The organism is Pseudomonas sp. UBA6315, assembly GCF_002438125.1.
In the GTDB taxonomy this organism is placed as follows: Bacteria; Pseudomonadota; Gammaproteobacteria; order Pseudomonadales; family Pseudomonadaceae; genus Aquipseudomonas; species Aquipseudomonas faucium.
In genome coordinates, this window is sequence record NZ_DJTF01000048.1 from 1 (window position 1) to 13,730 (window position 13,730).

Consider the following 13,730-nt stretch of genomic DNA (forward strand, 5'->3'; position numbering starts at 1 on the left):
CCAGCCAAGCAGGAGCCGCCTGATGGAAGAAGTCATAGCAGTCGCCATCGGTGTACTGGCCGCCTCCGGGGTGTGGTTGATCCTGCGCCCCCGCACCTACCAGGTGATCATGGGCCTGTGCCTGCTGTCGTATGGGGTCAACCTGTTCATCTTCAGCATGGGCAGCCTGTTCATCGGCAAGGAGCCGATCATCAAGGAGGGCGTGACCCAGGACCTGCTGCACTACACCGACCCACTGCCCCAGGCCCTGGTGCTGACCGCGATCGTGATCAGCTTCGCCATGACCGCGTTGTTCCTGGTGGTATTGCTGGCATCGCGCGGCCTGACCGGCACCGACCATGTGGACGGCCGGGAGCGTGACGAATGACAGGGATGAGTCAACTGATCGTCGCGCCCATCCTGTTGCCGCTGCTGACCGCAGCGCTGATGTTGCTGCTGGGCGAGAAGCATCGCCAGCTCAAGGGGCGCCTCAACCTGCTGTCGACCTTCACCGGCCTGGCCATCGCCGTCAGCTTGCTGCTGTGGGTGCGCACCCAGGGGCAGGCAGAGTCGATAGGCGTCTACCTGCCAGGCAACTGGCCGGCACCGTTCGGCATCGTACTGGTGCTCGACCACCTTTCGGCGCTGCTACTGACCCTGACCGGGGTCATCGGCCTCAGCGCATTACTGTTTGCCCGCGCCCGCTGGGATAGCGCGGGCGCCAGCTTCCATGCCTTGTTCCAGATTCAGCTGATGGGCCTGTACGGGGCGTTCCTCACTGCCGACCTGTTCAACCTGTTCGTGTTCTTCGAGGTGCTGCTGGCAGCCTCGTATGGCTTGTTGCTGCATGGTTCGGGCCGGGCACGGGTGCGAGCAGGCCTGCACTACATCGCCATCAACCTGTTCGCCTCCTCCTTGTTCCTGATCGGCGCCGCCATGCTCTACGGCGTGACCGGCACGCTCAACATGGCTGACCTGGCGCTGAAGATCCCGCTGGTGCCGGAAGCCGACCGCGGCCTGCTGCATGCCGGCGCCGCGGTGCTGGCCATGGCGTTTCTGGTCAAGGCCGGGATCTGGCCACTGAACTTCTGGCTGGTGCCAGCCTATGCCTCGGCCAGCGCACCGGTTGCCGCACTGTTCGCGATCATGACCAAGGTCGGCCTGTATGCCGTGCTGCGCTTGTGGACCCTGCTGTTCTCCGGGCAGGCAGGTGCCTCCGCGCATTTCGGCGGGCAATGGCTGGTGTATGGCGGCCTCGCCACCCTGGCCGTTGCGGCGCTGTCGATACTCGCCGCCCAGCGCCTGGAGCGCATGGCCGCCCTGAGCATCCTGGTCTCCGCCGGCACCCTGCTCGGTGCCATCGGCTTTGCCCAGCCCGCCCTGACCGGCGCGGCGCTGTTCTACCTGGTGAACTCGACCCTGGCACTGTGCGCGCTGTTTTTGCTCGCCGAGCTGGTCGAGCGCTCGCGCTCGGCCAACGAAGCGCCGCTGGATGACGAAGAGGACGCCATGCCGTCGCCGCTCGAATCCTTGCACCCGCCCAAGGGCATCAACCTGGACGACGAGCAAAAGGCCGTGATCGGGCAGATCATCCCCTGGACGATGGCCTTCCTGGGCCTGAGCTTCATTGCCTGCGCCCTGCTGATCATCGGCATGCCACCGCTGTCGGGCTTCGTCGGCAAACTGAACCTGATCAGCGCATTGTTCAACCCGCTGGGGCTGGGTGTTGCCGCCGAACAACCGCTGCCTGCCGCGGGCTGGGGCCTGGTGGCTTTGCTGGTGCTGTCGGGCATGGCCTCGCTGATTGCCTTCGGCCGCGTGGGCATCCAGCGCTTCTGGAAGCCTGAAGAGCGGCCATCGCCGGTTTTGCGCCGTTATGAATGCCTGCCGATCGTGATCCTGCTGGGCCTGTGCATCATCCTCAGCTTCAGGGCCGAGCCGTTGCTGCGCTACACCCAGGACACCGCCGCCAGCCTGCAGACGCCGGAGCGCTATATCGAAGCGGTGATGGCTGCACGCCCCATCCCGGGCCCGACCACCCTCGACGAACAGGTGCAGCCATGAGCCGATTGTTCCCTGCTCCGCTGCTGTCCGTCGCGCTGTTCGGCTTGTGGTTGCTGATGAACTTGTCGGTCAGCCCTGGCAACGTGCTGCTGGCCGCCGCATTGGCGGTACTTGCTCCGTTGCTGATGGCGCCATTGCGGCCACAACGCGCCCATGTGCGCCGGCCACTGGTGATTGCCAAGCTGATCGCCCGCGTCGGCATCGATGTGATCGTGTCCAACCTGCTGGTCGCCCGTGGCGTACTGCGGGCCGGCAAGCAAGCGCCGCGCTCGGCGTTCGTGCACATCCCGCTCGACCTGCACGATGCCCACGGCCTGGCCGCGCTGTCGATGATCACCACCGTGGTGCCCGGCACCGTCTGGTCCGAGCTGGCCCTGGACCGCAGCGTCCTGCTATTGCACGTGTTCGACCTGGAAGACGAAGCGGCCTTCATCGAGCACTTCAAACACACTTACGAACGCCCGCTGATGGAGATTTTCGAATGACAGGCCTGCTCGCCAACGCAGTCCTCGCCAGCCTGTTCATCTTCGCCCTGGCCATGGGCCTGGCGCTGATCCGGGTGTTTCGCGGCCCGTCCGCCCAGGACCGGGTGCTGGCACTGGACTACCTGTACATCCTGGGCATGCTGATGATGCTGGTGCTGGGCATTCGCTATGCCAGTGACACCTACTTCGAAGGCGCCCTGCTCATTGCACTGTTCGGCTTCGTCGGCTCGTTCGCCCTGGCCAAGTTCCTGCTGCGCGGCGAGGTGATCGAATGAACCAGGCCCTTGAACTGCCGTTCTGGCTGGAACTGCTGACGGCGGCACTGCTGTTGATAGGCAGCCTGTTCGCTCTGGTCGGTGCGATCGGGCTGGTGCGCCTGAAGGACTACTTCCAGCGCATGCACCCGCCGGCGCTGGCCTCGACCATCGGCGCCTGGTGCGTTGCGCTGGCGTCGATCCTGTATTTTTCGTGGCTCAAGCAAAGCCCGGTGCTGCACGCCTGGCTGATACCTATCCTGCTGTCGATCACCGTGCCGGTGACCACGCTGCTGCTGGCGCGTGCAGCGCTGTTTCGCAAGCGCATGGCCAAGGAGCCGGTACCCGATGAAACCAGCAGCGGCGGCCATCGCGGTAACTGAGTGACGCTCGCCTCACTGCTGGGTGAGGCGCTGCAGCTCCCGTCGCACCATTGCCGCATAGGGCGGCGGGGTAAGCTGGTACAACTGTGCGGCCACCCAGCTCAACCAGGCGCCTTGCAGCGCTTCACGCCGAGCCAGCAGGGCTTCGGCCTGGGCTGTCGCCTGCGCCTGGTACTGCCGATGAAACGCGGCACGGCTGCCGGTTTCCTCGCCTGGCTCGCTCATTCACTGGCCTTGAAAGTGGTCAGTTCGCCCTTGCGCCATTTCGCGACCTTGCCGGTAACCGCCTTGAGCAGCTTGCCCAAGCCTTCCTGCACTTGCTGCTGGGCCGCGAACACCAGCATCACGCCCTGGCCTTCACGGAAGACGATGCCCTCACCTTCAGGCACCGAAACAAAAGCATAGTCGCCTACGCCGTAGACATTGAGCTTGATCTCGCGAAAGCGCATTTCCAACTTGCCGCCTTCGCGGCTGGGCAATACGGCTGCACGGAAATGATCCCCTACCTTCAACTCCAGGCGCTGCTTGTCATCGACAACCAATGCGCTATCGGTATCGATTTCGGCCATGTACAGGCCTTCGGGGTTTTGTTCGGTGACATATATGAAACGGCCTTGAAACAGCTTGGCCAACTTACCGCGCAAGTCGCCAAGTGCAAACAAGGCGTGGGTATCCAGTGTACTGACTGCCAATGAAGTAATCCTCAAACCGGTGACATCCGCCCTCACTCGGGCTCGGTGAAGTGCGGCCATTGCAATTCGATAGGCGAAAAAGAGTAATAAACAGAAGCGCGAAACGTCTGTGCCTGCTGGCGATACAGCACGCAGGAATCCTTACACACGCATGTCAGACATGGGCTTTGTACAGCCGTTCGACCTATTCCCTGAACAAGGAAGCGTAATGCCTGACAATAAATCCGCCAGAAAGAAGCGATGGATACGGCAAACCCCCGGCAGATCGGGCGCGGCATCCATGAGCGCATTAGCGGGGATTAAATATGCACGAAAACACCGAAATCCGTCGAGCGCTAAAAGGCATTTATTCATCGAGGCTCAAGCAGCGTGGCCCTTGTGCAATTGCTGCAACCAGGCTGCCTGACACTCAAGCGCCTCTGCGCGGGTGGCAAATGCCGTACCACGGCGCTCGCCATTGACCAGCACCACCCAGCAAATGCGCTTGCCCAACGCCTGTAGCGTTGCCGGTACACCCGTACCGATCATCACGGCCACATCGACTCGGCTATTCATCATTCCCTCCGGAACATAATTAGCACCCTAACGATGTCGTCATGATACGCCCGCCAGGCGGGGATAAACAGCGCATTGCGGTACAGCAGCGTTACACGCCAAGCAATAAACCCCAGGCGCAAGAAACGCAAAAAGCCCCACGGACTGCTCCGTGGGGCTTGGCACACCGCGCGCGGTCAGACCTGACGCTGGTGGCGGTCGAGCTGCTCGTGACGTTCCTGCGCTTCGATGCAGTACTTGGTGGTCGGGCTGATCAGCAGGCGCTTCAGGCCGATCGGCTCACCGCTGTCGTCGCACCAGCCAAAGCTCTCGTCGCTGATACGGTCCAGGGCCATCTCGAGCTGCGGCAGCAGGCGCTGGTCGCGGTCAATGGCGTTGACCAGCCAGCTGCGCTCTTCTTCGACCGAAGCCACGTCGGCAGGGTCCGACGGGGTGTCCAGGCCTTCGATGGTGGCGCGGCTCAGCTCGATGCGTTCATGGGTTTCGACTTTCATCGCCTGCAGCAAGGCAGTGAAAAATGCCAGCTGATCAGCGTTCATGTAGTCATCGGCCGACATGGCCAGCAACTGTTCCTTGGTCATCGATTTCTCTATGAAAAAATGTGCATTTGGGCGATTCGGGTGCCGCCCAGGCCTCGGCCTGGGCAACGGAATTCTTCAAGCGCCAACCGGCACTCTTTTACAGGGGGCGGCAGTCTAAGGCGCCACGTCGCCAGGGGCAACACCAATAAAGAAGGAAATGACCGAAATGACCGGGTTTCCCCCTGCCACCCGTCATTTCCCGCCTGATCGGAGCAATGGCCCGGGCCCGCACGAATACCGGGCAGTACCCCGGTAGCCCCCGCCCTTGCTGCACAAACGGCCCAATGGCGGCCTTGCCACCAGCCGAGAGTGCCATCATGCCGACATCCCAAAATCCGTCACGCAGCCCCAGACTGCCTTGCGCGGTCGCCCGAAAATTCCTCCACCGCCCGGCCTTGTTCGACGTTGCCAATCAGCTGCTGCTGGAACTGTGGCCGGCCTATCGGCTGGGCAACTCGCAAGACCCGGCCAGCCTGCAACTGGCCAGTTTCGGCCCGGTGCCGGGCGTGGCCTACGTGCGCCCACTGTACGAAGTGCTGGTGGAACGGTTTTGCATGCGCGCCACGCTCAACCTGACCCCGGGCGAGGATGTGGTGTGCAAGGCGCAGACCATCGACCCGGACCTCCCTGTACCCATAGACCTCCCCCAGCTCGAAGCACTGCTCAACGACAGCGGCCCGCTGCTGCTCGACAAGTATTGCGAAGCCATCGTCGATTACTGGGGCCAGGCCGACAGCAGCGGCGAAACGCCCTGGCTGTGGTTCGCTCGCTACCTGCAGGGGTTGCTGCGCAGCGCCACGGATCAAGTCATCGCCCTCGATCGGGTGCCAGCCGCCCACGCCACGCTGCAGGCACTCTCCAAGGGGCCAGCGGAACTTGAAGACCTGCTCGATCTCAGTGCAGCCCAGGGCATAACCCTGCAAACCCTGGCGTCGAATTTTTCCGCCGACTGGCAACTGGACCCAAGCCTTGCCAGCGCCCTGCTGATCGAACGGGCCGAAGCGCCCGGCCGCCCACCCTTCACCTTGCTGTTCACCCCGGCCGGCCGCTTGCTGTCCTACCCCTCCCGCGAACGGCTGTTGGAGGCCATCCGCCAGTATTGGCCAGCCATCCTCGCCAGTGCGCCGCCCCAGGTGAAGATCAACACGCCAGACCGCCAACTGTTCCAGGCCCTGGCGCTCAACCTGCTGCAGGAGTTGCTCGAAAGCATAGAAGTGGCCGCTACGGCATTTCATGACCAGAACAGCGCAGAACGCCTCGCCGATGCGCTGGACCGCTTGACCTCCCTGACACAGCTGTGCAGCGTGAATGACCAGGCCGCCCACGCCGCACTGTTCGATCAGTTGCCAGGCTGGGTGCGCCAGGGCGACCCTCGGTCGCTGATCGTGTACAGCACCATGCTGACCGACGTCGCCCGCAGCAGTGCCGAAGCCGAAGGCAAGAGTTGGCTGGACGGCGTACCCAGCGCACAGGCTTTCGCTTGCGAGCGCCTGGCCAGCCTGATCCGCCGCGACCACCCTGACACGCCCCTGGATCCGGCCACGGTGCAGGTGATCAACCACCAGACCACCGCCACCGCCATCCCGGTTGGCGGCCAGATCATCAGCGATGGCGCCAGCGTAGCGGTCACCTTCAGCCTGGCGCAGCTGGCGATCGCCAACCTGGGCCTGCTCAAACCCGGCCGGGTGACCCTGGAGACCACCGATGGCCAAGCCATTCCAGGCTGGCTCGACACTGCGGCGCTGCAAAGGCTCATCACCGAAGCCGACATCGGCGCCAACTACCCCAAACGGCTGCAAGCACTGCTGCTCGATAACCCGCAACAACGCAGCGCCCGTGAGCAGCGGCTGGCCGCGCAGCTACGCACGCAGTTGCCTGCACAGGTGATGACCCATCACCTGCAACACGGCAAGCCAACCCTGCAAGCGCTGACCGCCGTGCAGCACGTGTTCTCCCCCATGGTCGACGACCAGAGCCACTGGGTACTGCGCCCGCTCGGCCTGCTGCGCAGCCTCGATGCGCAGCCCGACCATCCGCACAATGCCTGGCTGATCGAAAACGATGACTCGGCCACGGCCTGCTGCCTGTTATACCGCCCGCTGCACCGCGAACCGCTCGTGGAGTTCAGTGATCGCCTGGCGTTACTGGTGGCCATCAGCGAGCCTGGCGACCTGCAGGACGACATCTTGCACCGCCTGCCTGAAGAGGACCGGCGCATCTATGCCCATGGCGGCTTCCTGGAGCCGCACCTGTTCCACCCGCTGGATGACGACTGGGCGGTGCCGCTGTTCACCCCGGCGCCGGTGACGCTGGCGCGCGAAGCCCCGGTTGCCGAAGCCGCCCCTGCCATCTACCAGGCCTGCGTCGAGGAAACCTTGCGCAACTTCAAGGCCCAGTCGGCCAGCAGCGACGAAACCCGCTGGCAACGTTGGGAGACGCTGGGGTGGCTGTTGCTCAACAGCGTGCTGCCGTTCGTCGAAGGGCCGATCGCCGAAGCCGCCTGGCTGGTGCAGATGGAAACAGCCCTGGCGCAGCTGGTCGATGACAGCGACCCGCCGGGCGATCGCAGCGCAGCGTGGATCGAGCTGCTGGTGAATGTCGCCCTGCTGATCTTCAGCCACGCAATGGCCCGCCTCGACGAACAGAATCCACTGGACATTGCCCTGGCCCACACCCCGACAGCACCCGCGCTGCCAGCCCCCGTGGTGGTCACCGGCATGAACGAGGCTCAGGTCGAGTTCGCCTGGACGCACCCCACGCTCAAGCTCGACAGCCACCAGGCCAAGGCCCTCGCCAACATGCAAGTGGCCATTTCGCCCACGCTACTGGGTACGCCAATTCCATCCGGGCCCATGCGCGGTCTTTACCTGCATCAGGACCAGCTATGGGTTCGCCTGCAGGACCAGACCTTCAAGGTCAAGCTCGACCCACAAAGCGAGCGCCTGCGCATCGTGGGCGACGACCAGGCGCTCGGCCCCTGGCTCAGGCGCGACGAGGTCAACCGCTGGCAACTGGACCTGAGGCTGCGCCTGCGCGGCGGCATGCCGCTGTCGAAACGGGTCGCCAAGCTGCAGGAGGAACGCCGGAAAACCTCCGAACAATTGCTCAAACGTGTGGCGGACGACTCTAAAAGCATCACCGAACAACTGCCCACCGTGCGCAAGGTCCACGCCCTGGGGCAGCGCTCGGACGATGCGCGGGTGTTGCGCAGCTGCCTGGATAAGCTGCGGACGTTCGAAACGTTCGTGGCCGAGCATATCGAGCGGCTGCATGAGGCGAATGCACAGGCCCCCCTTCCCGACTACAAGAACCTGCGCGCCGGCACGCTGTTCCACCGCCTCGATTGCCAATTGAACGTGCGTGACCTGTTGCTGCGCCTGTACAAGCCCGAGCGTGCGCACTTGCTCGACATGGCCAAGCGCCAGGCCGACGCCACACCTGAAGACGAAGCCATTTTGCGAAAGCGCCTAGGCGTTCTCGCCTCGGTGGTGGACGAGCTGTTCGACAACGCCATTGCCCTGAACGAGGGGCATGAGCAGTTGCGCAAGCTGGCCAGCCCGTCCCTGCCCAATGTCAGCAGCATGCTGCAGCGGGTTGAACAGCAGAAAAGCCACTGGACGCCGCTGTTCTGGCGCTACATACGCATCGAAACCTGCGTCAACCGCATTTCCCTGGAGGCCAGCGAAAACGTCGAATTCTGGATCGACCGCGCCTGGGACAGCATCGAGCTTGCCATCGGCCAGCAACAGCAATTGAGCAAGCGCTCAAGCGACAGCGAAGAGGTCAGGCGTCGCTTGCTGGCCAACATCGCGCAACACCTGGCCACCGCCCGGGCGCGCCTGCAAGCCTTGCAGGATGCGCTCGAAGCAGGGGCGGAGCCGGCGCCGCTCAAGCCGCTGCTCAACGACATCAATGACCTGCGCAAGGCCGTTGCCAGTGAACTGGCCGAATACCCCGACCTGCCTGCACGCAGCACGGTTTCGCAATTGAGCAGGCAACTGCCCGGGCTGATCGAAACCCGCGACGACGGCTTGCTGCTGGGGCAACCGCGTGCTGACGATGCCGATATCGTCGACGTCCCGGGCGCCGAGCAGGACTCGGTCTCCTGCAGCTACAAACGCGACCACGAGCAGTGGGTGCCAGTAGCCACCCCGGCTGCAGGCACCCTGCCCACGGCCCTGCCAGCCGGCAAGCTCAAGGGGCTGCTAAGGGAAAGTGCCCGGCGCCTGGCCAGCGCGCGCCAGGATCTGGCGCTGATGCAAAGCAAGAAGGCCAACGCCTACTTGCCAGCCGATATCCAGGACATTCTGCTGCACCACCAGGCAGGCCTGGACCGCCATCGTTCGGCCATCGAAGCGCGCCTGACCCGTGACAATCAGACCGACGAAGGCAGTGGCGAAGCCGACGCAGCCCTGAGCATCAAGGCCATCGAAGACCTGTCGGCGACACTGGCCAAGCAGGCCATCGAGCAGCGCACACGGGTGGCGCTGCTGCAGAAGCCGAAGATGGCCGAGTTGCGATTCCTGCTCGGCAAGCAGCAGGTCGAGATCCAGCGCACAGGCCCAAGGCGGCAGCTGGCAAAAGTGGCCGGGCGCAGCGATGACTATATGGAGGAATTCGCCATCATCCACCAGGGCAGCCCACGCTGGTACGCCCACTTTCACTACGCCAGCCGGGAGGTCGAGCAGGCCGCCTATACCGCCGGCCACCTGAAAACCGCCGAGCAGCGCTATGCCAGTGGGCGTTCGAGCAAGGACGCCAATGGCCGCGAGGTCGAGGTCTACCGCAGCCCGATCGACCTGGCTGCGGCAAAACAGTACTTCTTCGACAGCTGAGCCTCAGCGGTCCTTGAACTGCGCCTCGCGCTTGCCGATGAAGGCAGCCATGCCTTCTTTCTGGTCTTCGGTGGAGAACGCGGCATGGAACACCCGGCGTTCGAAGCGCACCCCTTCGCTGAGGGTGACTTCGAACGCACGGTTGACGCTTTCCTTGACCATCATGCTGATCGGGATCGACTTGCTGGCAATGGTCGCGGCCACTTTCAAGGCTTCCTCGAGCAGCTCGGCCTGCGGCACCACGCGCGCCACCAGGCCGGCACGCTCGGCCTCCTCGGCGCCCATCAGGCGGCCGGTCAGGCACAGTTCCATGGCCTTGGCCTTGCCGACCGCGCGGGTCAGCCGCTGGGTGCCGCCCATGCCCGGCAGCACGCCCAGGTTGATCTCCGGCTGGCCGAACTTGGCGTTGTCGGCAGCGAGGATGAAGTCGCACATCATCGCCAGCTCGCAGCCGCCGCCCAGGGCAAAGCCAGACACTGCGGCGATGATCGGCTTGCGCCGGTTGGCGACCCGGTCGGCATCGCTGAACAGGTCATCGACGTAGATCTGCGGGTATTGCAGCTCGGCCATTTCCTTGATGTCGGCGCCGGCGGCAAATGCCTTGGCAGAGCCGGTCAGCACCACGCAGCCGATGTTCGGGTCCTTTTCCAGCTGGTCCAGGGCCTGGTTGATCTCGCCGACGATCTGCGCGTTCAGCGCATTGAGCGCCTGCGGGCGGTTGAGGGTGATCAGGCCGACCTTGCCGTGGATGTCCAACAGGATGGTTTCGAATGCCATGCAGACTGCTCCTTCAAAGATTGCGCGCAATGACCATGCGCTGAATGTCGCTGGTGCCTTCGTAGATCTGGCAGACACGCACGTCGCGGTAGATCCGCTCCAGCGGGAAGTCGCTCAGATAGCCATATCCGCCGAGCGTCTGCAAGGCATCCGAACAGACCTTTTCGGCCATTTCCGAGGCGAAAAGCTTGGCCATCGAGGCCTCGACCAACGCCGGGCGCCCGGCGTCGCGCAGCGCGGCGGCGTGCAGCACCATCTGCCGGGCCACGGCAATCCTGGTCGCCATGTCGGCCAGGCGGAAGGCCACGGCCTGGTGTTCGATCAAGAGCTTGCCGAAGCTCTGGCGCTCGTGGGCGTAGTCACGCGCCACCTCGAAGGCGGCGCGGGCCATGCCCACCGCCTGCGAGGCGATGCCGATGCGCCCACCTTCCAGGTTGGCCAGGGCGATCTTGTAGCCCTGCCCCTCTTCGCCCAGGCGGTTGGCCACGGGCACCCGCACATTGTCGAAGACGATCTGGCAGGTGTCGGAGGCGTGCTGGCCGAGCTTGTCCTCGACCCGCGCCACCTGGTAGCCCGGGCTGTCGGTCGGCACGATGAAGGCGCTGATACCGCGCTTGCCGGCGTCCGGGTCGGTCACGGCGAAGACGATCACCACCCCGGCGTTCTGCCCGGAGGTGATGAACTGCTTGCTGCCATTGAGTACGTAGTGGTCGCCCTCCAGGCGTGCCCGGGTCTTCAGGCTGCTGGCATCGGAGCCGGCCTGGGGCTCGGTCAGGGCGAAGGCGCCGAGCATCGCGCCGCTGGCCAGTGGCGCGAGAAACTGCTGCTTCTGCTGCTCGCTGCCGAACTTGAGAATCGGCACGCAGCCCACCGAGTTGTGCACGCTCATGATGGTCGAGCAGGCGCCATCGCCCGCGGCGATTTCCTCCAGGGCCATGGCGTAGGCCACGTAGCCGGTGTCGCTGCCGCCGTACTGCTCCGGCACCAGCATGCCGAACAGGCCCAGGCCGGCCATCTCCTCGATGGCCTCCTTGGGGAAGCGATGGGCCTTGTCCCATTGCTCGGCGAACGGCTTGAGGCGCTCCTGGGCAAAGTCACGCACGGCGTCGGCGATTTGTTGTTGCTCGTCAGTTACCAGCATGGTTGCACCTCAGTACAGGCATTCGACGGCCATGGCCGTGGCCTCGCCACCGCCGATGCAGATGGCTGCCACGCCGCGGCGCAGGTTGTTCTGGCGCAGGGCCGACAGCAGGGTCACCAAGATCCGCGCGCCCGAGGCGCCGATCGGGTGGCCCAGGGCACAGGCGCCGCCGTGAATATTGACCTTGTCATGGGGCAGGTCGAGCTGCTTCATGGCGGCCAGGGTGACCACGGCGAAGGCTTCGTTGATTTCGAACAGGTCGACCTCGGCCAGGTTCCAGCCGGTGCGCTTCATCAGTTTGTCGATGGCGCCGATCGGTGCGGTGGGGAACAGTGCCGGGGCATCGGCGAACGCGGCATGGCCATGGATCACGGCCAGCGGCTTGAGGCCTCGCTTGTCGGCTTCGGAGCGGCGCATCAGCACCAGCGCCGCCGCGCCATCGGAGATCGAGCTGGAGTTGGCCGCGGTCACGCTGCCGCCTTCACGGAAGGCCGGCTTGAGCTGCGGGATCTTGTCCAGGCGCGCTTTCGGCGGCTGTTCGTCGTCCTCGACCAGGCGCGTTTGCTTGCCCTCGGTGACTTCCACCGGGACGATCTCGGCGCGGAAACGGCCGTCGCTGATCGCCGCCTGGGCGCGGGTCAGCGAAGCGATGGCGAACTGGTCCTGGGCTTCGCGGCTGAAGTTGCCGGCCTGGGCGCAGTCTTCGGCGAAGGTGCCCATCAGGCGGCCTTTGTCGTAGGCGTCTTCCAGGCCATCGAGGAACATGTGGTCGAGGATCTTGCCGTGGCCCATGCGGTAGCCGCCACGGGCCTTGTCCAGCAGGTAGGGGGCGTTGGTCATGCTTTCCATGCCGCCGGCGACGATCACATCGGCGCTGCCGGCCAGCAGTTGATCATGGGCCATGATCGCCGCCTGCATGCCCGAGCCGCACATCTTGTTCAGCGTGGTGCAGGTGGTGTGCTTGCCCAGCCCTGCGCCCAGCGCGGCCTGGCGTGCCGGGGCCTGGCCGAGGCCTGCCGGCAGCACGCAGCCGAACAGCACCTGCTCGACGCTGGCAGCATCGATGCCGGCGCGCTCGACGGCGGCGCGAATGGCGGCCGCCCCCAGCTGTGGCGCGGTCAGGCTCTTGAGGTCGCCCTGCAGCCCGCCCATGGGCGTGCGCACGGCGCTGACGATGACGATCGGGTCGTTGGCAAGTGTCATGTTCGTTTCTCCTTACTTGGCTGCCATGCGCAGTGCGCCGTCGAGGCGGATCACCTCGCCGTTGAGCATGCTGTTCTCGATGATGTGGCGGGCCAGCGCCGCGTATTCGCCCGGGCGCCCCAGGCGCGGCGGGAACGGCACGCCGGCGGCCAGCGAATCGCGCACTTCCTGGGTCATGCCGGCCATCATCGGGGTTTCGAAGATGCCAGGGGCGATGGTCATCACCCGGATGCCGAAGCGCGCCAGCTCGCGGGCGGTCGGCAAGGTCAGGCTGGCGATGGCGCCTTTGGAGGCCGCGTAGGCAGCCTGGCCGATCTGGCCATCGTAGGCCGCGATCGACGCGGTGTTGATGATCACGCCGCGCTCGCCCTCGGCGTTGGCGGCGCCCTCTGCCATGGCCGCGGCGGCCAGGCGCAGCAGGTTGAAGCTGCCGATCAGGTTGACGTTGATGACCTTGGCGAAGCTGGCCAGCCCATGTGGGCCTTGCTTGCCCAGCACCTTCTCGGCGCCGACGATGCCGGCGCAGTTGACCAGCCCGTGGAGGCTGCCGAAAGCGGCCACGGCCGCGTCCACCGCCGCCTTGGCCGCCTGTTCGTCACTGATGTCAGCCACGGCGAAGCGTGCATTGTCGCCAAGCTCGCGGGCCTTGGCCTCGACGGCCTGGGCGTTGAGGTCGACCAGCATGACCTTGGCGCCGGCCTCGACCAGCATCTGCGCGGTGGCGGCGCCCAGGCCCGAGGCCGCGCCGCTGACGATGAAATTGCTGTTGGCTATGTGCATG

14 protein-coding genes are annotated in these 13,730 nt (G+C 64.9%); 6 read left to right on the plus strand and 8 right to left on the minus strand.

Going from position 1 to position 13,730, the window contains the following annotated elements; genetic code table 11:
• The first annotated feature begins 22 nt into the window (after positions 1-22).
• From B3E94_RS05845 to B3E94_RS05865, 5 genes are read left to right on the plus strand one after another with little or no spacing between them, the layout of a single operon-like run.
• Positions 23-367 carry a Na+/H+ antiporter subunit C gene (locus B3E94_RS05845; RefSeq protein ID WP_012315281.1) on the plus strand — a complete coding sequence of 115 codons (345 nt, stop codon included), beginning with the start codon at positions 23-25 and terminating at the stop codon, positions 365-367.
• Complete coding sequence (locus tag B3E94_RS05850) at positions 364-2,043, plus strand: monovalent cation/H+ antiporter subunit D (RefSeq protein ID WP_176516273.1); 1,680 nt, start codon at positions 364-366, stop codon at positions 2,041-2,043. The genes B3E94_RS05845 and B3E94_RS05850 overlap by 4 nt, the downstream gene beginning before the upstream one ends.
• Entirely contained in the window at positions 2,040-2,528 is a 489-nt protein-coding gene (locus B3E94_RS05855) for a Na+/H+ antiporter subunit E (protein ID WP_176516275.1), read from the plus strand. The genes B3E94_RS05850 and B3E94_RS05855 overlap by 4 nt, the downstream gene beginning before the upstream one ends.
• Positions 2,525-2,803, plus strand: coding sequence for a K+/H+ antiporter subunit F (locus tag B3E94_RS05860; RefSeq protein WP_016393160.1), 279 nt, complete (start codon positions 2,525-2,527; stop codon positions 2,801-2,803). The genes B3E94_RS05855 and B3E94_RS05860 overlap by 4 nt, the downstream gene beginning before the upstream one ends.
• The gene (locus B3E94_RS05865; protein ID WP_286912691.1) at positions 2,800-3,165 is read left to right on the plus strand and encodes a Na+/H+ antiporter subunit G; all 366 of its coding nucleotides are present in this window, start codon (positions 2,800-2,802) and stop codon (positions 3,163-3,165) included. The genes B3E94_RS05860 and B3E94_RS05865 overlap by 4 nt, the downstream gene beginning before the upstream one ends.
• Positions 3,166-3,177: 12 nt before the next feature.
• On the opposite strand, the gene B3E94_RS05870 is transcribed toward B3E94_RS05865, so the two are convergent.
• The 4 genes from B3E94_RS05870 to B3E94_RS05885 form a co-directional block, all read right to left on the minus strand.
• The gene (locus B3E94_RS05870; RefSeq protein WP_176516280.1) at positions 3,178-3,390 is read right to left on the minus strand and encodes a hypothetical protein; all 213 of its coding nucleotides are present in this window, start codon (positions 3,388-3,390) and stop codon (positions 3,178-3,180) included.
• Positions 3,387-3,857: a hypothetical protein gene (locus tag B3E94_RS05875; protein WP_176516365.1), complete on the minus strand. Its 471-nt coding sequence runs from the start codon at positions 3,855-3,857 to the stop codon at positions 3,387-3,389. The genes B3E94_RS05870 and B3E94_RS05875 overlap by 4 nt, the downstream gene beginning before the upstream one ends.
• A 360-nt stretch (positions 3,858-4,217) precedes the next feature.
• Positions 4,218-4,412: a hypothetical protein gene (locus B3E94_RS05880; protein ID WP_286912692.1), complete on the minus strand. Its 195-nt coding sequence runs from the start codon at positions 4,410-4,412 to the stop codon at positions 4,218-4,220.
• A gap of 176 nt (positions 4,413-4,588) precedes the next feature.
• Positions 4,589-4,993, minus strand: a complete 405-nt coding sequence (locus tag B3E94_RS05885) for a TraR/DksA family transcriptional regulator (RefSeq protein WP_176516284.1) — start codon at positions 4,991-4,993, stop codon at positions 4,589-4,591.
• Positions 4,994-5,310: 317 nt separating this feature from the next.
• On the opposite strand from B3E94_RS05885, the gene B3E94_RS05890 reads away from it, so the two are divergent.
• The gene (locus B3E94_RS05890) at positions 5,311-9,828 is read left to right on the plus strand and encodes a DUF6543 domain-containing protein (protein WP_286912694.1); all 4,518 of its coding nucleotides are present in this window, start codon (positions 5,311-5,313) and stop codon (positions 9,826-9,828) included.
• A 3-nt stretch (positions 9,829-9,831) separates the two neighbouring features.
• Here B3E94_RS05890 and B3E94_RS05895 read toward each other — a convergent pair whose 3' ends face one another.
• Genes B3E94_RS05895 through B3E94_RS05910 form a run of 4 tightly spaced genes read right to left on the minus strand, consistent with a single transcriptional unit; the run spans position 9,832 to position 13,729 of the window.
• A complete protein-coding gene (locus B3E94_RS05895; protein ID WP_176516288.1) occupies positions 9,832-10,605 on the minus strand; it encodes an enoyl-CoA hydratase in 774 nt (257 codons plus the stop codon).
• Positions 10,606-10,618: 13 nt separating this feature from the next.
• Positions 10,619-11,746, minus strand: a complete 1,128-nt coding sequence (locus B3E94_RS05900) for an acyl-CoA dehydrogenase (protein ID WP_286912696.1) — start codon at positions 11,744-11,746, stop codon at positions 10,619-10,621.
• Positions 11,747-11,755: 9 nt separating this feature from the next.
• Positions 11,756-12,949, minus strand: coding sequence for an acetyl-CoA C-acyltransferase (locus tag B3E94_RS05905; RefSeq protein WP_286912697.1), 1,194 nt, complete (start codon positions 12,947-12,949; stop codon positions 11,756-11,758).
• 12 nt (positions 12,950-12,961) lie between these two features.
• On the minus strand, positions 12,962-13,729 hold the full coding sequence (locus tag B3E94_RS05910) for an SDR family NAD(P)-dependent oxidoreductase (RefSeq protein ID WP_176516294.1): 768 nt from the start codon (positions 13,727-13,729) through the stop codon (positions 12,962-12,964).
• Position 13,730: the final 1 nt, after the last annotated feature.

Coding starts and splice junctions, on each gene's coding strand:
- B3E94_RS05885 (WP_176516284.1), bottom strand. CDS start 4,993: ATGACCAAGGAACAGTTGCTGGCCATGTCGGCCGATGACTACATGAAC.
- B3E94_RS05910 (WP_176516294.1), bottom strand. CDS start 13,729: ATGCACATAGCCAACAGCAATTTCATCGTCAGCGGCGCGGCCTCGGGC.
- B3E94_RS05850 (WP_176516273.1), top strand. CDS start 364: ATGACAGGGATGAGTCAACTGATCGTCGCGCCCATCCTGTTGCCGCTG.
- B3E94_RS05895 (WP_176516288.1), bottom strand. CDS start 10,605: ATGGCATTCGAAACCATCCTGTTGGACATCCACGGCAAGGTCGGCCTG.
- B3E94_RS05890 (WP_286912694.1), top strand. CDS start 5,311: ATGCCGACATCCCAAAATCCGTCACGCAGCCCCAGACTGCCTTGCGCG.
- B3E94_RS05865 (WP_286912691.1), top strand. CDS start 2,800: ATGAACCAGGCCCTTGAACTGCCGTTCTGGCTGGAACTGCTGACGGCG.
- B3E94_RS05845 (WP_012315281.1), top strand. CDS start 23: ATGGAAGAAGTCATAGCAGTCGCCATCGGTGTACTGGCCGCCTCCGGG.
- B3E94_RS05880 (WP_286912692.1), bottom strand. CDS start 4,412: ATGAATAGCCGAGTCGATGTGGCCGTGATGATCGGTACGGGTGTACCG.
- B3E94_RS05855 (WP_176516275.1), top strand. CDS start 2,040: ATGAGCCGATTGTTCCCTGCTCCGCTGCTGTCCGTCGCGCTGTTCGGC.
- B3E94_RS05870 (WP_176516280.1), bottom strand. CDS start 3,390: ATGAGCGAGCCAGGCGAGGAAACCGGCAGCCGTGCCGCGTTTCATCGG.
- B3E94_RS05905 (WP_286912697.1), bottom strand. CDS start 12,949: ATGACACTTGCCAACGACCCGATCGTCATCGTCAGCGCCGTGCGCACG.
- B3E94_RS05900 (WP_286912696.1), bottom strand. CDS start 11,746: ATGCTGGTAACTGACGAGCAACAACAAATCGCCGACGCCGTGCGTGAC.
- B3E94_RS05860 (WP_016393160.1), top strand. CDS start 2,525: ATGACAGGCCTGCTCGCCAACGCAGTCCTCGCCAGCCTGTTCATCTTC.